The organism is Micromonospora sp. CPCC 205539, assembly GCF_036906815.1.
Classification (GTDB): domain Bacteria; phylum Actinomycetota; class Actinomycetes; order Mycobacteriales; family Micromonosporaceae; genus Micromonospora.
Map to the genome: position 1 here is coordinate 42,425 of NZ_JBAKHW010000009.1, position 18,880 is coordinate 61,304.

Below are 18,880 nucleotides of genomic sequence, written 5' to 3' on the forward strand. Positions count from 1 at the left end.
CCACCGCGCAGGGCCCGCACCGCCCCGCCCCGGGCCGGACCGGACCAGGCCGGGCCGGACCGGACCAGGCCGGGCCGGACCGGACCAGGCCGGGCCGGACCGGACCAGGCCGGGCCGGGCCAGGCCGGGCCGGACCAGGCAGCGCCGCCGGGCCGCCGCCAACGTCACGCAGGATCCTGGATGTAGTGGCCTCGGCGCGCAGGGATGCCACTACATCCAGGATGTTGTGCCCCGCCGCGCCCCGCCGCGCGACGCCGCGACGCGACGCGACGCTGGACGCGCGGACGCGGTGACCGGAGGTCAGGCGCGGCCGCTGGTGGCGGGTGCGGGCGGGGTGGGTGTGAGGGTGTCCTCGCGGATGGCCAGCGCTGCGGCGAGGGCGGATCGACCACTCGGGGTGAGGCGGACCGCGCGGCCGGCGCCCGGAGTGGTCCAGCCCAGCTCGGCGAAGCGGCGGCAGAGCGCCGCGCCGAGCGCACCGGCCAGGTGCGGCCGGCGTTCGGTCCAGTCGAGACAGTCACGGACCACCGGGCGTCGGGCGCTCCGCAGCACATCCACCGGAACGCCCAGTTCGGCCGCCCACGCCCACCCGTCCGGGGTCAGTGCCAACCCACTGGCCCGGTCCAGGCGCCCGTCCGCCAGCAGCGCGTCGTACATCAGCACGCCCAGCCGCCCGGCCAGGTGGTCGTAGCAGGTCCGGGCGTACGCCAGTGCGGCGCTGGCGGTGGCCGCGCGCAGCGACCCGGCCGGCGCGGGTGGAGCCGGCACATGCCCGGCCAGGTCCTCGATCAGCTGGGCCACCGACGGCCCGGCCAGCCGCAGGTAGCGGTGCCGACCCTGCCGTTCCTCGACGAGCAGCCCGCCCCGGACCAGCCGGGTGAGATGGTCGCTGGCCGCGGACGGCGCGACCCCGGCCCGCCGGGCCAGCTCTCCAGCGGTCCAGGCGCGGCCGTCGAGCAGCGCGACGCAGATGCCGGCCCGGGTGCCGTCGGCCAGGAGGGCGGCCAGCTCGGCCATCCCCCGGCCCTCGGTGACAGCGCTCATCGCACCATCATCGCCCCGATCGGTGGTGGACGGATCGGTCGGGGATGCGCTGCCCGGCCTCTGGGCTCGGCGGGCCCGGCCTGATCGACTCGAGATCACTGACGTCGGGCCATCACGGCAGCGGGATACCGCGATATCACCGACACCGTGTCGATCACCCGAGATCAGCGCGCTGCTGGAGGGTCAGTGGGCCCACCGTCCGGTCCCTGCCGTCGTAGCTGCGGGCCGCGACGAACGTGCCCGCCGGCCGCTGACCGCCAGCGACGGCCCGGGCCAGCCGCAGATCCGCGTCGCGGAATCGCAGTGCCAGGCTCAGATGCGGTACCCAGACCCCCGGCGCGTGCCACGGACGCTGTCCGTCGGCCCCCGCGAGAACGTCCCACACCGCGGCGTGCAGCGCGGTCAACGCCGGCGCGGGTCGCACGAGCCAGACCAGCGGGGCGCTGCCGTCGAGGACGGCGATCCGGTCGAGCGTCACCGGCACCGGCAGCGCCACGTCGAACAGCTCGGCCAGGCGGTGCTCGGCCTCGGGCGGGAACTCGTCGACGGCGGCCAGGGTCAGGTGCGGCCGGTTGGTCGGGTGGGTGTTGCGGGCCAGGCTGGGCAACCCGGCCTCGGCCATCCGGTCCCAGACCGATCGGACCACGGCGTCCAAGCCGCCTGAGCAGACCAACTCCACCGTACGCACGCACTCACGCTATCGAGATGAGCCCGCGCAGGTACCCCCGAGCGGACCGCGGGTGGTGCACCTGGCCAGCTCCACCAACCTGATCGTGACCGCCAGCGACCTCCGGAGGGGCACGGCCGACGTGGGCGGATCAGAGCCAGCCGTTGTCGCGGGCGATGCGCACCGCCTCGGCACGGTCGGCCGCGCCGAGCTTCTGCACGGCGGCGGAGAGGTGGTTGCGCGCGGTGCCGTCGGACAGGTGCACCCGGCGGGCGATCACCGCGACCGGGGTGCCGAACTCGGCCAGCCGCAGCGTCTCCAACTCGCGTGGGGACAGGGGGCAGGCGGGCAGGGTCAACGCGTCGGCTGCCAACGACGGGTCGACGTACCGGCCGCCGGCGTGCACCCGGCGGATCACGTCGGCGAGCGCGCCGCCCGGCGAACCCTTGGGCAGGAAGCCCCGTGCGCCGGCGGCCAACGCCTTGCGCAGGTGGCCCGGCCGGCCGTGCCCGGTGAGCACGACCACCGCACACTCGGGCCGGGCCCGGGTCAGCTCGGCGGCGACCTCGATCCCGGTCAGGCCGGGCATCTCCAGGTCCACCACGGCCACGTCCGGACGGTGCGCCAGCGTCGCGGTGACCGCCCCCGCTCCGTCGGCCGCCTGGGCCACCACCTCGATGTCCGGCTCCAGACCCAGCAGCGCGGCGACCGCGACCCGGACCAACTCCTCGTCGTCGGCGAGCAGGACGCGGATCACGGGGTCACCGGCACGGTGGCTTCCAGGGTGAACACGGCGTCCTCCTGGCGTACCCGCAACTCCCCACCGGCGGCGGCGAGCCGATCGGCCAGCCCGCGCAGGCCGTGGCTGTGCGAGTCCGGGCCGCGGTCGTCGGCGCCGTCGTTGATTACCGTCATCCTGGCGACGTCGCCCTCCCGGTCGATGTGGATCCGGCACCACTCGGCCCGGCTGTGCCGCAGCACGTTCGTCCCCGCCTCGCGCAGCACCGCCGCCAGCTCGGCGGCGGCGGCCTGCGGCAGGTCGACCGGCGGCGGTACGACCGTGCAGCGCACGCCGCAGGAGCGCAGCACACCCGCGACGGCGGTCAACTGTTCGCCGAGGTCGACGGCACGGTAGCCGTGCACGGTCTCCCGGACCTCGCTCAGCGCGGATGAGGCGAGTTGCTGCACCTCGGCGGCCTCCCGACCGGCCCGCTCCGGGTCGATCGGGGCGAGGCGGGCGGCGAGTTCGGCCTTCAACGCGATCACGGTGAGGCTGTGCCCCAGGATGTCGTGCACGTCCCGGGCGAAGCGCAGGCGCTCCTCGGCGGCGGCCAGTCGGGCTTGGGCGGCCTGCCCTTGTCGAGCCTCCACCAGCAGGTCCCAGAACCAGACCTGGAACCCGTTGACCGCCGCGACGGCCACGCCGATCCCGCCGGTCACGACCAGGTTGCGCCAGACTGCGCCGCCGGTCCACCACGCCACGCCGGCCGAGACCAGCAGGGTGCCGGCCGCCACCGCCAGCGCGGCCGGGAGGCGGACCAGCAGCGGCGTCATGCCGATCAGTGAGGCGCCCAACCAGGCCCAGGTCGGCCAGACGCCGGCCGCAACCGGCCCCACCAGGGGTACGGTCAGCACCGCCACCCCGATCAGGCTGAGCTGGGCGCGTCGTCGCCAGCGCTGGTCGAGCCACGGCGTCACGGCCTCGTACAGCACGGCGGTCTGGGTGGCCACGAAGGCGAGGATGCCGACCGCGCCGAGCAGCACCCGCACCCCGTCCGGCTCGCGGGTCAGGCCGACCGCGGGCAGCAGGGCACTCGCCCAGAGGCCGGTGGCCAGCGACACCAGGGTCCCCTGCCGCGCCCGGTGCAGCCGGCGGTCCGCTCGGGGGGTAACCGCCGCACTCGCCACGCGTCGATCGTAGGGCCGCCCCGCGCCCGGTACACCCCTGCGGAATGTCACGGTCGCACCGTGCGGTCCGCACGGTTTTCCGGTGACGGACGGGCCTGCCCGCCGCGCCCGCGGGCCGGCAGGGTGAACGGCATGGGAACGACACTGACGCATGTTGACGCTCTCCCCGTACCGTCGAATAAGTTGCCGCCGGCCGATCAGCCGGCAGCGCCGGCTGGCGGTGCACGGCGGCTGTTGCGGCACCTCGGCGAGATGGTGCTCGCGATGGTCGCCGGGATGCTGCTCCTCGGCCCGGTGTGGGACGTGGCCGGCACCGCGCTGGGGCCGGCCGCGCCACTGGGCCGCCCGGAGGTGGCGGCGTTGGTGATGGCCACCAACATGACCGCCGGCATGACGGTGTGGATGCGCTACCGGGCGCACCACTGGCGCGGGGTCGCCGAGATGGCCGCCGCGATGTACGTGCCGTTCCTGCTGCTGCTCGTGCCCTTCTGGACCGGTCTGCTGGACGGCGACGCCCTGATGCTCGGCGGCCACCTGCTGATGGTGCCCGCGATGGTGCTGGTGGCGGTGCGGCACCGGCACGAGGTGCCGGCGCGGATCCGTCGACACCCGGCCGTGGTGGCGATCGCCCGTCGCTGGCCGACCGGGCTGGTGCTGCTGGTGACGGTCGACCTGTGGGTCGATCCGATCGCGCTCAGCCCGTGGACGATGCTGGTGCTGCCCGGTGGCTACCTGCTGATCGGGGTGGCCCGTCGTACGTTGCGCGGGCCCGGGGTGCTCGTCACCCAACTGGTCGGCCTGGCCGGCTGGGCGGCCCTGACGCTGGTCGCGGTCGCCGTCGGCGGACGGGCCGCCACGTGGCTGGTGGCGCTGGGTTGGCTGGCGCACGCCGGCTGGGATCTGGTGCACCACCGCACCGCCCGGGTGGTGCCCCGCGGGTACGCCGAGTGGTGCGGCGTCCTGGACACCGTGGTCGCCGCCACCATGATCCTGGCGCTGCTCACCACCGGCGGCTGACCGCCCGCAGGACCGCCGCTCACCGCGCCGCACAGCGCTGGTGGACGTTGTTGTGCCGGTCGCCTCAGCGGGTGTGATGGCGTGATGAAAAGCTTGACGCATGAGTTCCGCACCCGCAGGGCACGACGCACCGACCGATACCACCCCCGACGGCACCGACGAGGCGTTCGCCTTCACGGACCTTGGGCTGCGCGACGAGCTGCTGGGCGCCTTGGCCGCCCTCGGCTACGAGGAGCCGACCCCCATCCAGCGGGAGGCGATCCCGCCGCTCCTCGACGGTCGGGACCTGCTGGGTCAGGCGGCCACCGGCACCGGCAAGACGGCGGCGTTCGCGCTGCCGCTGCTGCACCGGATGCCGGCGCACCGCGATGGCGGGGACCCGGTGGCGCTCGTGCTGGTGCCGACCCGTGAGCTGGCGGTGCAGGTCTCCGAGGCGTTCCACCGCTACGGCAAGGACCTGGGCGCCCGGGTGCTGCCGATCTACGGCGGGCAGCCGATCGGCCGGCAACTGCGGGCTCTGGACAGCGGCGTCGACGTGGTGGTGGCCACCCCGGGGCGGGCCCTGGACCACATCGCCCGGGGCACGCTGCGGCTCGGTGGGCTGGCCACGGTGGTGCTCGACGAGGCCGACGAGATGCTCGACATGGGCTTCGCCGAGGACATCGAGGCGATCCTGGAGCACGCCCCGGCGCAGCGCCAGACGGTCCTCTTCTCGGCCACCATGCCGTCCCGGATCGACGGGATGGCCCGGCAGCACCTGCGGGAGCCGGTCCGGATCGAGATCGGCCGGGAGCAGCCGGTGGCCGGTGAGGCGCCCCGGGTGCGGCAGAGCGCGTACATCGTGACGCGGGCACACAAACCGGCCGCGTTGGGCCGGGTGCTGGACGTGGAGTCGCCGACCGCGGCCATCGTGTTCTGCCGCAGCCGCGAGGAGGTCGACCGGCTGACCGAGACGATGAACGGTCGGGGCTACCGGTCCGAGGCGCTGCACGGCGGGATGAGCCAGGAGCAGCGGGATCGCGTGATGAGCCGCCTGCGGGCGGGCACCGCCGACCTGCTGGTCGCCACCGACGTGGCGGCGCGCGGGTTGGACGTCGAGCAGCTCACCCACGTGGTCAACTACGACGTTCCGTCGGCTCCGGAGTCGTACGTGCACCGGATCGGCCGGGTGGGCCGGGCCGGCCGCGAGGGCGTGGCGATCACCCTCGCCGAGCCGCGCGAGCACCGGATGCTCAAGACCATCGAGCGGGTGACCGGCCAGCGGATCACCATCGACAAGATCCCCACGGTGGCGGACATGCGCACCCGTCGGCTGGAGCTGACCCAGGCGGCGCTGCGGGAGAGCCTGCTCGAGGACGACCTGGACCCGTTCCGGGTGATCGTGGAGACGCTGACCGACGAGTTCGACCTGATGGAGGTCGCCCTTGCCGCCGTGAAGCTGGCGCACGAGGTGACCTCGCCCGGCTCGGACGACGAGGAGGAGATCCCGCAGGCGCCGGTGCGCGCTCCCCGTGAGGGCCGGCCGGAGTCCGGCGGTCGGGGCGGTGACCGGCGCGGTGGCGGCCGGCCGCGCTCGGGCGGCAACGGCGTCCAGGTCTTCATCGGCCTGGGCCGGCGCGCGGGCGTGCGTCCGCAGGACCTGGTCGGCGCGATCACCGGCGAGACCGGGATCAGCGGCCGGGACATCGGCTCGATCGAGATCGCCGACCGGTTCTCGCTGGTGGAGGTGCCGCAGGGGATGGCCGACGAGGTGATCGCCGGGTTGCGCGGCAGCACGATCAAGGGCCGCAAGGCCACCGTACGCCGGGATCGCGGCGGCGAGCGCTGAGCGCGTGGCCGGCGACCGCCGGGGTACGACGGTCGCCGGCCCACCGATCAGAAGGAGTACGGGCCGAACCGGCCCCACGCGACGAGCGCGGCGAGGACGAGCAGCACCACGCAGGTCACCGTGCCCTGGATCTCCAGCTTGCGGCGCTCCGCCACGGTGTCGGTCCGCACGCCGCGCAGGTGCACCACGATGCCGCCGATCATGATGATGACCAGCCCGAGGGCGGCCAGCGGGGTGAGCACGGTGGCGATGCCGGTGAGGGCGGGCAGCACGAGCCCGATGCCGGCCAGCAGTTCGAGCGCGCCGATCGCCTTGACCTGCATCGGCGTGGCCGCCTCCGTCCAGCCCATCGTCTCGTGCAGCTTCTCCTTGGGTTGGGTCAGTTTGGCCACGCCAACGCCGCCGAAGATGGCGGCGAGCAGGATCTGGACGATCCAGAGCACCAGGTTCACGGGTTTCCTCCGGGGGTACCGCCGCACGGCGGAGAGGTAGTTGAGATTTCGAGCGCGACAGTACGGTTCTTCGAACGGCGCGCATAGCAACGGGCCCGCTCCGTCTCGAAGGACGGTGCGGGCCCGTTGGGGCGTACGCGTCAGACCGCGAAGAGCGCCGGACCGTCCAGCGCCTTGACCTCGGCCGGGCGCAGCGCCAGGGCGAGCACGTCGGCCACGTCGGCCAGCGTGTGCACGGTCAGCGCCTCGCGCACCTCGGCCGGCAGGTCGTCGAGGTCCGGCTCGTTGCGCGCCGGGATGATCACCTCGGTGAGGCCGGCCCGGTGCGCGGCGAGCAGCTTCTGCTTCACCCCGCCGATCGGCAGCACCCGACCGGAGAGCGTCACCTCACCGGTCATCCCGAACTCGGGGCGGACCGGGCGACCGGTGACCAGCGACGCCAGGGCCGTGACCATGGTGATGCCGGCGCTCGGGCCGTCCTTGGGCACCGCGCCCGCCGGGAAGTGGACGTGGATCCGGCGTCCCGCCAGGGCGTTCGGGTCGATGCCGAACCGCCGCCCGTTGGAGCGCAGGTAGGAGAGCGCGATCTGCGCCGACTCCTTCATCACGTCACCGAGCTGGCCGGTCAGGGTCAGCCCCGGCTCGCCCTCCATGCTGGTGGCCTCGATGAAGAGCACGTCCCCGCCGGCTCCGGTGACGGCGAGGCCGGTGGCCACGCCGGGCACCGCGGTGCGCTCCGCCGACTCCGGGGTGAACTTCGGCCGACCCAGGTAGCGGATCAGGTTGTCGGTGTCGACGCGTACCGGCGACGGGTCGGTCGCCAGCGCCACCGCCACCTTGCGCAGGATCTTGGCGAGGCCACGTTCGAGCTGCCGGACGCCGGCCTCCCGGGTGTACTCCCCCGCGATCCGCGCGAGGGCCTCGTCGGCGACGCTCACCTCGTCGGTGGTCAACCCGGCCCGCTCCCGCTGCCGGGGCAGCAGGTGGTCCCGGGCGATCGCGACCTTCTCGTCCTCGGTGTACCCGTCGAGGGTGACCAGCTCCATCCGGTCCAGCAGGGGGCCGGGGATGGACTCCACCACGTTGGCGGTGGCCAGGAAGAGCACGTCGGACAGGTCGAGGTCGACCTCCAGGTAGTGATCCCGGAAGGTGTGGTTCTGGGCCGGGTCGAGCACCTCCAGCAGGGCGGCGGCCGGGTCACCGGCGTAGCCGGCGGCCAGCTTGTCCACCTCGTCGAGGAGCACGACCGGGTTCATCGAGCCGGCCTCGCGCAGGGCGCGGACGATCCGGCCGGGCAGCGCGCCGACGTAGGTGCGCCGGTGGCCGCGGATCTCCGCCTCGTCGCGGACACCGCCGAGCGACACCCGGACGAAGTTACGCCCGAGCGCCCGCGCCACGGACTCGCCGAGGCTGGTCTTACCCACCCCGGGAGGACCGGCGAGGGCGAGCACCGCGCCGGAGCCGCGACCGCCGACCACACCGAGGTTGCGCTCGGCGCGGCGGTTGCGCACCGCCAGGTACTCCAGGATGCGGTCCTTCACGTCGGCCAGGCCGGCGTGGTCGGCGTCGAGCACCGCCCGGGCCGCGGCCAGGTCGGTGTTGTCCTCGGTACGCGTGCCCCACGGCATCTCGAGCACGGTGTCCAGCCAGGTACGGATCCAGCCCGCCTCCGGGGAGGCGTCGCTGGCCCGCTCCAGCTTGCCGACCTCGCGCATGGCCGCCTCGCGGACCTTCTCCGGCAGGTCGGCGGACTCGACCCGGGACCGGTAGTCGGCCGAGCCGTCCGGCTCGTCCTCGCCGAGCTCCTTGCGGATCGCGGCGAGCTGCTGGCGGAGCAGGAACTCCCGCTGGGACTTCTCCAGCCCCTCCCGCACATCGGTGTTGATCTGCTCGGTGACCTCCTGCTCGGCCAGGTGGTCCTTCACCCAGCCGACCAGCAGCTCCAGCCGGGCGGTGACGTCCGGCGCGCCGAGCAGCTCGGTCTTCTGCTCCAGGCTGAGCCAGGGCGCGTAGCCAGCCGAGTCGGCCAGCTCGGAGAGGTCGGTCATCCGCTCCACGGCGTCGATGACCTGCCATGCACCCCGCTGCTGGAGCACGGAGGTGACCAGGGCGCGGTACTCGCGGGCGAGTTCCCGGGCCTTGCCGGCGGGCGCGGGTTCGTCGAGTTCGGTCGCCTCGACCCAGAGCGCGGCGCCCGGGCCGGGCACGCCGGAGCCGATCCGGGCCCGGGACAGGCCACGGATGACGGCGGCTGGCTCGCCGCTGGGCAGTCGGCCGACCTTCTCGATGGTGGCGACCGCGCCGACCGGGCCGTACTCGCCGTCGATGCGGGGGACGGCGAGCAGGCTGCCGTCGCCGCTCGCGCGAGCCGCGTCGACCGCAGCCTGGGTGGTCGGGTCGAGGGTCACCGGGATGACCATGCCGGGCAGCAGCACGGCGTCGGTCAGGGGAAGTACCGGAAGAGTTGCCATCGAACACCTACTATCGCGTTGACTTGAGCGTGTCTGACTCAAGTAACAAGGCGTTCCCCTTGTTCCGGACTGTGACCCAGGCCACTCCCCGGACCTGGCCGACGGATCGGCAGCAGTAGCTCCCGGGCCAGCCCGCCGCCTCCGGCCACCGCCACGGCGATCGGGATGGCCAGACTGAGCACAGCCAGGGCGATCACGATCCGGGCCGGCAACCCGGCGAGGGCCGCCAGCACCGTGAGCGCGGCGAAGACCACCAGCTTGACCCGGGTACGGGACAGCGACACGACCCCGGTCTCCCGGGCGGGTACGACGGACATGAGCGTCCTCCTTCGGTGCGACGGCCCGGGTCGCCCGCGACGGGCGGGCGACCCGACGAGACGGCGTCAGGTGAGCTTGCTCTTGACCGTGTTCACGACCCCGCCGACCGGGCCCGGCGTGGTGCCGTAGAGCCGGGGGTCGCCCGGGGGAAGCACCGGCTCCGGTGCGTGTGCCTGAGGGCTGTCGTCGTACCGGAACTCGCCCTTGCCGTCCGGGGTCGGCCCGGAGGCCCACCGCCCCTCGGCGGCGTCGGCACCCGAGGAGAAGCCCAGGTACGTGTAGCTGAACTCCTCGGCGAACTCCTCCGAGTCCGGGAACGCCTCCGGCACCGGCATCTCCTCGAGGCCGTCCTCCTTGAGCTGCTCGATGGCCGCCAGCCACATGTTCTGGTGCATGGTGTCGCGGGCCAGCAGGAAGCGCAGGAGTTGCTTGACACCCGGATCGTCGGTCATGTGGAACAGCCGGGCGACCTGGAGTCGACCCTGCGCCTCCGCCGTGACGTTGAGCTGGAAGTCGGCCAGCAGGTTGCCGCTGGCGGTGATGAACGCGGCGTTCCAGGGCACCCCGTTGGCGTCGGTGGGCAGCGCCCCTCCCCCGCCGTGGATGAAGTGCGCCGGGTTGGACCCGGCGTAGATCGCCCCGCCCCCCGGGTTCTCGGCGATGGCCTCCGACAGTGACAGCGGCGCGTTCTCCAGCAGCCGGGTGATCATCGCGACGATCATCTCGACGTGGCCCATCTCCTCGGTGCCGACGTCGAGCAGCAGATCCTTGTACTTGCCGGGCAGCCGGCAGTTCCAACCCTGGTAGAGGTACTGGTTGGCGACGGTCATCTCGCCCCACTTGCCGCCCAGGACCTCCTGGAGCCGGCGGGCGAACGCGGCGTCCGGGCCGTCCGGCTTGGCCTCGAACTGCAGCTCCTTGACATGGCTGAACATCTGTCCTCCTCGGCACCGGAACGTTGGTGACGAGGGAGGTTCCCGCTCGACTGACCCAGCCGGGCCAACCCGTGTCCCGGTGGGGTCAGAGCGTCGGCCCGGCCACCGGCAACAGCACCTCCAGCGCCACCCCCCGTGGTCGCAGCCGGTGCACCCGCAGCACTCCCCCGTCCGCCGCCACCAACTGCCGCACGATCCACAGCCCGAGGCCGGACATCCCGGCGGCCGGCACCGGGCGCCGCACCGCCGCCAGCAGGGCGTCGTCCACCCGCCCCTCGTCGGTGACCAGGATGCTCAGGCCGGGACGACGCAGCGCGGCGTACAGCCCGATCTGCCCGTCGGCTGGCCCGTGCCGCAGCGCGTTCTCCACCAGGTTCACCAGCACCTGCCGGGTCCGGCCGGCCGGCACCGGGCACGAACCCGCCCGGCGGGTGGCCCGGGCCCGCCGCCGGTGGGCGGGCACCAACGCGGCGGCCTCCCGCAGAATCGCGGTCAGCCGCACGGGCGGCTCCGGCTGGGCGGTCAGCGTGAGCGCCCCGGTGCTGGCGGTCGCGTCCCGCAGCAGGCTCTGCAGGTGGACGGCCTGATCGCGGGCCAGCGCGGTGATCGCCCGGCGGTCGTCGCCGGTCAACTCCCCCCGCTCGTCGACCAACGCCCGGGTCAGCGAGGTCAACGTGCTGATCGGGGTACGGAACTCGTGGCACAGCACGCGCAGCAGCAGCTCGGAGTCACCGTCTGGGGGTCGCTGGTCGAGATGAACGGATTCGGATCGGCGCAACCCTCGCAGCAAGCCCTGCAAACCGTGCGGTGCGCGCATCCACCCGACTCCCCTCGTTCGGTCCGTACCCGCATGATCGGTACCCGCTGGGGAACGGCGCAGACATGCCGGACGCCCCCGCCATTCGACTCGCCGTCGTGGACGACCATCCGCTCTTCGTCCGGGGCCTGGAGCTGCTGCTTCCGGTGACCACGCAGGGCCGCGCCGAGGTGGTCGGCTCGACCGGCGACGCCGCGGCGGCCGCCGCCATGATCAGCCGCTGTCAGCCCGACCTGGCGCTGGTCGACCTGCACATGCCGCCGCCCGGTGGCATCCGGGCGGTGGCCGCCATCCGGCGGACCACCCCACGGGTACGGGTGGTCGCGATGTCCGGCTCCGCCGATTCGGCACCCGCGCTGGACGCGCTCCGGGCCGGCGCGGAGGGGTACCTGCCGAAGACCAGCGAACCGGAGGAGCTGCTGCCGCCGCTGCTGGCCGTCCTCGACGGCTGGGCGGTGCTGCCGGCGGAGCTGCTGCGGGAACTGCTGCGGCCCGCGCGCGCCACGCCGGTGGACCTGGACCACGAGGAACGCCGACTGCTGCGCGCGATCGCCGCCGGCCGCAGCACGGTGGACATCGCCGAAGAACTGCACGTCTCGGAGCGAACGGTGAAACGGATGACCGCCGCACTGCTGCGCAAGCTGCGGGTTTCCAACCGGGCGGAGGCAGCCGCGGTCGCTGGCCACGCGGGTCTGCTCGGCGAATGACGACCGGCCATCGGCCGATTCCCCCGTCCGTTCACGGTTTTGTCAGGCAGTCAAATCGCGACGCGCCAAAATGAACGGGACGCTCATTGTTGCGGTTTCCCCGGGTGGTGGGTCAGACTTTGGACACATCCCGCCACACACAGGGAGTAATTGGCAATGGCGAGAAAAGTAATCACGGTGCTGACCGACGACCTCGACGGCGGGAAGGCCGACCGGACCGTCGAGTTCAGTCTTGACGGCGTGGCCTACACCATCGACGTCTCGGACGAGAATGCCGGCGTCCTGCGTAAGGCGCTCGACCCGTACATCAATGCGGGCCGGCGCATCGGCCGCGGCCCGGTGGAGAACGCCCGCACGGTCCGGCGGCCGGGGCGACCCAGCGGCGCCGGAATGGATCGGGAGCAGAACCGGGCGATTCGGGAATGGGCCGTCAAGAACGGCTACAAGATTTCCGAGCGGGGCCGGATCCCGGTCGAGGTCGTCGAGGCGTACAAGACTCGCTGACAGCCGACACGCAGACGGGGTCCCGCCGGAGAACGGCGTGGCCCCGTCGGATTTTTCCCCCTCCGGGCTGCGCGGAGAGACGCGGCGGCCGACCACCCCGGGCTCACCGCCCCGGGCGACCGGCCGCCGCTGGTTGGCTCCGTCAGTTGACCTCGATGCGCACGGCGTCGAAGGCGGGGGTCTGGTTCGCCCGCTCCATCATCGGCAGTCGGTGCGAGCCGTCACCGGCCCAGACCGCGCACTGCGCCGTGCCCGACTCCGGCAGGCCCGGAATCTGGATGGTCACCTCGTCCGGCTGGGCGCCACCGCGCCCATCCTCGGTGGCGACGAAGAACGCGGGCACCTCCTGCGGCTCCGGCGGGGTGGTCAGGCTGTCCAGCATCCGGCACGCGGTGTGGAAGTGCCCCCGCACCAGGCCCTGGTCGTTGAGCAGCGAGCTCTCCACGTAGTAGCCGCCCTGACCCGCGGCCAGGAAGCGGTCCCGGATCAGGTTGCGGGTGCTGACCCGCAGGGTGAAGGCCTGGTTGCGGCCGACCTGCCCGGGGAACTGGGTGATCAGCAGCGACGGGTTGTTGGCGGCGGCGCCGACCTCGCCGAATTCGGTGCTCACGCAACGGTTGCCGAGCTGGAAACCGTTGTGCGGCTCGAGCCGGCTCTCGTCACAGTCGTTGGCCAGTACGCCGAGTCCGGCGCCGGGCTCGGTGCCACCGCCGTTGTTTCCGCCACCGTTGTTTCCGCCACCGGAGTTGCCACCACCGTTGTTGCCGCCACCGGAGTTGCCACCACCGTTGTTGCCGCCACCGTTGTTGCCAGTCGGCTGCACCTGGCACTGGGCGAGCTGCGCCAGACCCTGCGGTCGGGGCCCGACCCGGTCGATGGCGGTCGTGATCCGCGCCAACGTCGCGGTGCGCTTGGCCGCGAGGGGTTGGAGGATCGCGCTCCGGATGAACGCCTCGCCCTTGTTGCCCTCGGCGGCCAGCCGGCGGTCCGCCTCGGCGATCTGGGTCTGCAACTGGGCGAGGTTGCGGTCCACCTCGGCCCGGGCCTGAGCCGGCACCTGCGGCAGCTTGGCCGTCACGTCCGGGCAGGCGATGGCCGAGCCGGGGCCCGTCGTGCCGTCCTTGCCGTCCTCACACTCGGGGACCGACTGCTGCCCGTCACCCCAGTGATTGCGCACCCACCGACCGTTCTGCCAGGTCCTGCTGGTCGAACCGCCCCCACTCGGCGCGGTGGCGCCCGGGCTCGGCTCCACGCATTGTCCCGATGCCGGTCGGGGCTTGTTGTTCCGCCGGTCCCCGGCCGACGAAATCTGGGTCACGGCGACGACTCCGCCGAAGACCACGAGCGTGCCGACAACGGCCAGCAGACGCTTGCTCCGCGCGATGCCGGGTGACCGGCGCGCTCGTGTGGACCTGCGCATCGAATTGCTCTCCTTCTCGATCCGGTATCGGATTCCTGCCCTCGGCGGACCGACGGATTTGAGATGGCACGCCGCTATGGCGACCACCGCACCTACCCGGTGACGTGTCGATGGCCGACGATGCCCTTTCCGCACCGTCTTCCCGCGTCCCGTCGACGCGGATGGGGAGATCGTGTTCCATTCGCGCAGGAGTACGAGACGGCTGCCGGGAAGGTTCAACCGATACACAGAAAATTGCCGCGGCACAGCGCGGAGGAGGGCCGAGCAGGGCGAAAGCAGGCAGCGGGGTGCGCGGGCAGGTCAGTCGGCGCAGAGGTGGTCGAAGGCGAAGCCGCCCACGAGCTCGTCGCGGCGCTGGCTGAGCGCGACGATGTCCGCGGTCAGGTCGGCTCGCGGCAGCAGGTGCGAATCGCCGAGATCCGCGGCCCGCAGCCGCTCCCCGACGGCGACCGCGGCGAGATCCTCGGCCAGCCGGGCCCCATCGACGCCACAGGAGAACCGGTGCTCGGTCACCGACACCCGCTCCACGAGGCACGCGTCCGGGCGCACCTGCACCCAACTCCACCCCTGCGCCGGACCGTCCGCCCAGCGCACGTGCAGGCCCCGCACGATCGGATCGGCCAGCCGCCGGGCCACGTACGCCTCGACCGCCGCGGCCCGGGCCAACGCGCCGAGGTCGTTGACCGGCCCGGTCCGCCCGCCCGGCAGCCGACCGAGGATGTCGCGGAAGCCCACCGGGGCCGGCTCGTCCACCCCGGCGGTCGCTGCGACGCCGGTCGCCGCGTACGCCCGCGCGTCGATCACGTACTCCACGAGGCGTCGGCCGTGCTCGGCGGGCCGTAGCGTCGGCGACCCGATCCGCAGCACCGGCAGGCCGACCGCCCCACTCACGGCGTCCTTCAGCCGCTCGTCGCGCTGTTGCGCGGAGCCAGCGGGCGCGACCGGGCCGATCTCCACGGCGACGATCGGCCGGCCGGTGTCAGCGGCGCAGACCACGAAGTCGAAGGCGGCCCGGCTGGCCGAACTCCACTGACTTCCGGTGACGCCGGCCGGACGGCCCTGGACCAGGTCGCTGAGCCGGCGCGACGCGTACACCCGATGGCCGGCGCGGGTGGGCATGACCTGGCCACCAAGGGCGGGCATCGCCCGCAGCCCGCCGCGGTCGTCGCTGCTCGTCATCTGCCTGATCCATCCGCCGTCGGTCGAGCCGGACCGAGTCTAGGTGGTCGATCATGGCTCCGGCGTTTGACAGGGCCGACCTGCTCGCGACGCGTCACCCGGTCTGGGTCAGGTCGGTCGTCGCCGCCAGGTCGGTGACCAGGTCCAGGAGCCGGTGCAGGCCGGGTGACGTGTTGCTCGGCAACCACACCATCACGGTGCGCACGTAGGTGGCGGTCAACGGCACGAACACCACACCGGTGCGGCGGAGACTGCGGGCCGAACTGGCGAGCCGGGTGACGCCGAGGCCGGCGGCGACCAGACCGAGGAGGCTCTGCACGCTGGCCTCCTCGGCGACGACCCTCGGTTCGAAGCCGGCTTCGCGGAACTGGTCGTCGTAGGCGCGGTGCCAGGGCTCCCAGGAGCTGCGCGGCGTCATGACCCACGGCTCGTCCGCCAGGTCGGCGAGCTCCAGTTCGGCGCGCTCGGCGAGTGGGTGCCCCTCGGGTAACACGCCGCACACCGGTTCGGTCGCCAGCGTCCTGGACCGCAGGCCGGTGACGAGCGGGTGCCGGGTGAAGGCGACGTCGTAGCGCCCGACGAGTACGCCGTCGACCAGGGTCGCGATGCTGGTGGACTCCGTGGTCAGACGAAGGTCGGGGAGTTGCTGGCGCACGACCCGCACCACCGGGGGCAGGAGGTGGTTGGCCACGCTGTTCAGGAAGGCGAGCCGGAGAGCGCCGACTTCGCCGCGCAGGGCCCGCCCCACGACGGCCACCGCCTCCTCGGCGCGGTCCGTGACGGCGCGCGCCTCGGGGACGAACAGGTTGCCGATGTCGGTCAGGGTGGTGCCCCGGCTGTCGCGCTCGAAGAGCCGCACACCGAGGGCGCGCTCCAGGGCCGTGATCTGCTGGGACAGCGACTGCTGGGCGATCATCAGGCGGGCGGCGGCCCGCGTGAAGCTCAGCTCCTCCGCGAGGACCAGGAAATACCGGAGTTGCCGCAGCTCAGGCAAGGTCACAGGAACAGACTGTAGCCACGCCAGCAAGCGTGTGTTGGGCGCTCGGCAGGCTGCCGCGCAGCATGGTTCTCGGGGCCCACAACCGGGCCGGGACCCGCCACTCATCGAAGGAAGCCCACCATGACCGCAGATCGCGTCACCACGCCTTTCCACGCGAAATCCACCGCCGGCGACGTCGTGACCGGCGTCGACCTGGCCGGGCGACGTGCCATCGTCACCGGCGCCTCGTCGGGCATCGGCGTCGAGACGGCCCGGGCGCTCGCCACCGCGGGCGCCGAGGTGACCCTCGCGGTACGGAACGTCGAGGCCGGTGAACGGGCGGCGGACGACATCCGCGCCAGCACCGCGAGCCGGCTGATCAGGGTTGCGCCGCTGGACCTCTCCGACCAGCGGTCGGTCGCCGCCTTCGTCACCGCCTGGGACGGCCCCCTGCACATCCTGGTCAACAACGCCGGGGTGTCGGCGACACCCGAGACGCGGACGCGGGAGGGCTGGGAGCTGCAGTTCGCGACCAACCACCTCGGCCACTTCGCCCTCGCCACCGGTCTGCACCGGGCGCTCGCCGCGGCCGACCGAGCCCGCGTGGTGTCGCTCAGCTCCATCGCCCACGTGCAGGCGCCGATGGTCTTCGACGACGTCAACTTCCGCGTACGACCCTATGACCGTCTCCTCGCGTACGGCGAGTCGAAGACCGCCACCGCGCTGTTCGCGGTCGAGGCGAACCGGCTCTGGGCAGACGACGGCATCACCGTCAACGCGGCCAACCCGGGCGCGGTCACCACCAACCTGGGGCGCCACCTCACCGAGGAGGACTACGCGCAGCTCCCGGCGTACGACTTCAAGACCCCGGAGCAGGGCGCCGCCACCTCCACGCTGCTCGCCGCGTGGCCGCAGCTGGAGGGTGTCGGCGGCCGGTACTTCGAGGACTGCGACCAGGCCGTACGGCACACGCCCGAGACACCCCTGCAGGGCGTCGCCGACCACGCGATCGACCCTGCGGCCGCGGCGCGTCTCTGGCAGGTCTCCCTCGACCTGCTCCGCGCACCTGCACTGTGACCTGGATCACACGGGTTCGACGTTCCAGAGGTGGCCCCCGGGTGTATCCAGCGGGATCGCGGTAGCGGAACCGGCCCGGAGGTGACCATGACCGCTCGCAGCACGGCGACCGGCCCGAGGGCCGGGCACGGTCCGGGCACGCCGGTCGCGGTCGGTGCGGCGGAGGTCGCCCGCATCGCGGCCGAGGCGGCAGGCCGGGTGCCGGGCGTGTCCAGCGTCCGTCCGGCCACGGTCCGCCTGGACGACCGGTCCGTGGGCCTCGACCTGCACCTCGTCACCTGGTACGGCCACAGCGTGCCCGCCGTCGCCGAGGCGGTCCGGGTGGCGGTCGCCGATCGGCTGGCCGCGATCACCGGGCTCGTCGTGGCGGCGGTGACCGTCACCGTGGACGACCTGCTCGTCCCCGGCGTGGACGCCCCTCGGGCCGGAATGCCCCGGCCGGAAGGCGGCTGAGATGCGGACCGTCAACCGGGTCGCCTCGATGGTGCTGGCCACCGCCCTGCTCGTCGTCGGTGCGGTGGTGGCGGTGCAGGCCCTGCTGGTCGCACTGGATCGCCCGGCGCCGCTGCTCGACCGCACCGGCTGGTACGGCGTGTTGACCAGCGCCCGGTGGCATGACCCCGGGGTTCGTACGGTGGCTGGCGCCGCCGCACTCGTCGGTCTGGCCATCCTGGCCGCCCAGCTACGCCGCTGGACGCCGGTCCGGCTGCGCACCGACGAGCGGGACGGCTGGCATCTGCACCGCCGGTGTGTGGAACGGCGGCTCGCTGACGCGGCGACAGCCGTACCCGGGGTGCGCAGGGCCCGCGTCCGGGTTCGTCGACGCGGCACCGAATGGCACCCTCGCGTACGGGCCACGGGCGACCCCGCGGCCCGTGCCGAGGTCGAGTTCGCCGTGCACCAGGAGCTGCACCGGCTCGCCGCGCCGCGCACCGGCCAGATCACGGTGCGCCTGCTGCCCCAGCGGCGGCCGGTATGACCGACGCCGCGCACCGGCTGCTGTGGACGATCGTGGCGCTGCTGCTGGTGCTGGGTGGCGGGGTGGCGCTGGGAGTCAGCTTCGATGTCCTCCCCGGCGACCCCGGGGCCGTGCTGGTCGGCGCCGGCGCGCTGGACCGGTGGCGGCTGGCCGCGCCATGGAGCACCCTGGCCGCGGCGGTCGCCGGTGCGCTGCTCGCCCTGGCCGGAGCGCGTCTGCTGGCCCGGGAGCTGCACCGGCCCGACCACGCGATGCGCGGAACGCTGAGCCGCCCGGGGCGCCGCCCCGGCCGTACCCGGCTCGCCACCGAGGTGCTCGCCCACGCGCTGGAGCGCGACCTGACGGGCGACCCCGGGGTACGCCGCGCCCGGGTGGTGCTCACCGGGGCACCGCCGCGCCCCGACGTGTGGATCCGGGTGGACCTGACGGCCGACGCCAGGGCCGCCGGTGTCCGCGAACACGTCCACTCCGCGGTCCGCCGGTTCGCTACGACCGCCGGCTGCCAACCGGCCCACCTCGACGTGACCGCCCGGATCGAGCCCGGCCGCCCCTGACCCGCGCCCCGTCGACCGGGCCGG

At 73.4% G+C, this 18,880-nt stretch carries 20 protein-coding genes; 8 read left to right on the forward strand and 12 right to left on the reverse strand.

Translation table 11 applies throughout. The features are described from left to right. Window positions 1–300: 300 nt before the first annotated feature. From V6V47_RS10945 to V6V47_RS10960, 4 genes are all read right to left on the reverse strand, one after another. A complete protein-coding gene (locus tag V6V47_RS10945; protein WP_334627995.1) occupies window positions 301–1,044 on the reverse strand; it encodes an ArsR/SmtB family transcription factor in 744 nt (247 codons plus the stop codon). 154 nt (window positions 1,045–1,198) lie between these two features. Beyond that, window positions 1,199–1,732 (reverse strand): 2'-5' RNA ligase family protein, encoded by a 534-nt coding sequence (locus V6V47_RS10950; RefSeq protein WP_334627996.1) that lies wholly within the window; start codon window positions 1,730–1,732, stop codon window positions 1,199–1,201. 130 nt (window positions 1,733–1,862) lie between these two features. Then, on the reverse strand, window positions 1,863–2,468 hold the full coding sequence (locus V6V47_RS10955) for a response regulator transcription factor (protein WP_334627997.1): 606 nt from the start codon (window positions 2,466–2,468) through the stop codon (window positions 1,863–1,865). Further along, window positions 2,465–3,619 carry a sensor histidine kinase gene (locus tag V6V47_RS10960; protein WP_334627998.1) on the reverse strand — a complete coding sequence of 385 codons (1,155 nt, stop codon included), beginning with the start codon at window positions 3,617–3,619 and terminating at the stop codon, window positions 2,465–2,467. Before V6V47_RS10960 ends, V6V47_RS10955 begins: the two co-directional genes overlap by 4 nt. A 132-nt stretch (window positions 3,620–3,751) precedes the next feature. Between V6V47_RS10960 and V6V47_RS10965 the strand changes: the two genes are divergently transcribed. Next, complete coding sequence (locus V6V47_RS10965) at window positions 3,752–4,636, forward strand: hypothetical protein (RefSeq protein WP_334627999.1); 885 nt, start codon at window positions 3,752–3,754, stop codon at window positions 4,634–4,636. A gap of 100 nt (window positions 4,637–4,736) precedes the next feature. Next, a complete protein-coding gene (locus tag V6V47_RS10970; RefSeq protein ID WP_334628000.1) occupies window positions 4,737–6,464 on the forward strand; it encodes a DEAD/DEAH box helicase in 1,728 nt (575 codons plus the stop codon). 47 nt (window positions 6,465–6,511) lie between these two features. Here the strand turns inward: V6V47_RS10970 and V6V47_RS10975 are convergent, their stop codons facing one another. The 5 genes from V6V47_RS10975 to V6V47_RS10995 form a co-directional block, all read right to left on the reverse strand. Then, on the reverse strand, window positions 6,512–6,916 hold the full coding sequence (locus tag V6V47_RS10975; RefSeq protein WP_334628001.1) for a DoxX family protein: 405 nt from the start codon (window positions 6,914–6,916) through the stop codon (window positions 6,512–6,514). Between the two features lie 140 nt (window positions 6,917–7,056). Continuing rightward, the gene (gene lon / locus V6V47_RS10980; RefSeq protein ID WP_334628002.1) at window positions 7,057–9,387 is read right to left on the reverse strand and encodes an endopeptidase La; all 2,331 of its coding nucleotides are present in this window, start codon (window positions 9,385–9,387) and stop codon (window positions 7,057–7,059) included. Window positions 9,388–9,425: 38 nt separating this feature from the next. Further along, on the reverse strand, window positions 9,426–9,704 hold the full coding sequence (locus V6V47_RS10985; RefSeq protein ID WP_334628003.1) for a hypothetical protein: 279 nt from the start codon (window positions 9,702–9,704) through the stop codon (window positions 9,426–9,428). A 66-nt stretch (window positions 9,705–9,770) separates the two neighbouring features. After that, a complete protein-coding gene (locus V6V47_RS10990; RefSeq protein ID WP_334628004.1) occupies window positions 9,771–10,640 on the reverse strand; it encodes a manganese catalase family protein in 870 nt (289 codons plus the stop codon). An 85-nt stretch (window positions 10,641–10,725) separates the two neighbouring features. Beyond that, window positions 10,726–11,457 (reverse strand): sensor histidine kinase, encoded by a 732-nt coding sequence (locus V6V47_RS10995; protein ID WP_334628005.1) that lies wholly within the window; start codon window positions 11,455–11,457, stop codon window positions 10,726–10,728. A gap of 65 nt (window positions 11,458–11,522) precedes the next feature. Between V6V47_RS10995 and V6V47_RS11000 the strand changes: the two genes are divergently transcribed. Continuing rightward, on the forward strand, window positions 11,523–12,164 hold the full coding sequence (locus tag V6V47_RS11000; RefSeq protein WP_334628006.1) for a response regulator transcription factor: 642 nt from the start codon (window positions 11,523–11,525) through the stop codon (window positions 12,162–12,164). A 156-nt stretch (window positions 12,165–12,320) separates the two neighbouring features. After that, the gene (locus tag V6V47_RS11005) at window positions 12,321–12,668 is read left to right on the forward strand and encodes a histone-like nucleoid-structuring protein Lsr2 (protein ID WP_334628007.1); all 348 of its coding nucleotides are present in this window, start codon (window positions 12,321–12,323) and stop codon (window positions 12,666–12,668) included. Between the two features lie 142 nt (window positions 12,669–12,810). Here the strand turns inward: V6V47_RS11005 and V6V47_RS11010 are convergent, their stop codons facing one another. The 3 genes from V6V47_RS11010 to V6V47_RS11020 form a co-directional block, all read right to left on the reverse strand. Continuing rightward, window positions 12,811–14,088 (reverse strand): hypothetical protein, encoded by a 1,278-nt coding sequence (locus V6V47_RS11010; RefSeq protein WP_334628008.1) that lies wholly within the window; start codon window positions 14,086–14,088, stop codon window positions 12,811–12,813. Window positions 14,089–14,388: 300 nt separating this feature from the next. Continuing rightward, a complete protein-coding gene (locus V6V47_RS11015) occupies window positions 14,389–15,267 on the reverse strand; it encodes a DUF2726 domain-containing protein (RefSeq protein WP_334628009.1) in 879 nt (292 codons plus the stop codon). A 94-nt stretch (window positions 15,268–15,361) separates the two neighbouring features. After that, window positions 15,362–16,267: a LysR family transcriptional regulator gene (locus V6V47_RS11020; protein ID WP_334628010.1), complete on the reverse strand. Its 906-nt coding sequence runs from the start codon at window positions 16,265–16,267 to the stop codon at window positions 15,362–15,364. 120 nt (window positions 16,268–16,387) lie between these two features. Between V6V47_RS11020 and V6V47_RS11025 the strand changes: the two genes are divergently transcribed. The 4 genes from V6V47_RS11025 (at window position 16,388) to V6V47_RS11040 (ending at window position 18,856) form a co-directional block, all read left to right on the forward strand. After that, window positions 16,388–17,323 (forward strand): SDR family NAD(P)-dependent oxidoreductase, encoded by a 936-nt coding sequence (locus V6V47_RS11025; protein ID WP_334628011.1) that lies wholly within the window; start codon window positions 16,388–16,390, stop codon window positions 17,321–17,323. An 87-nt stretch (window positions 17,324–17,410) separates the two neighbouring features. Beyond that, window positions 17,411–17,776 carry an Asp23/Gls24 family envelope stress response protein gene (locus V6V47_RS11030; RefSeq protein ID WP_334628012.1) on the forward strand — a complete coding sequence of 122 codons (366 nt, stop codon included), beginning with the start codon at window positions 17,411–17,413 and terminating at the stop codon, window positions 17,774–17,776. 1 nt (window position 17,777) lies between these two features. Then, window positions 17,778–18,302, forward strand: a complete 525-nt coding sequence (locus V6V47_RS11035) for a DUF6286 domain-containing protein (protein WP_334628013.1) — start codon at window positions 17,778–17,780, stop codon at window positions 18,300–18,302. Next, window positions 18,299–18,856: a hypothetical protein gene (locus tag V6V47_RS11040; RefSeq protein ID WP_334628014.1), complete on the forward strand. Its 558-nt coding sequence runs from the start codon at window positions 18,299–18,301 to the stop codon at window positions 18,854–18,856. The genes V6V47_RS11035 and V6V47_RS11040 overlap by 4 nt, the downstream gene beginning before the upstream one ends. Window positions 18,857–18,880 lie beyond the last annotated feature (24 nt).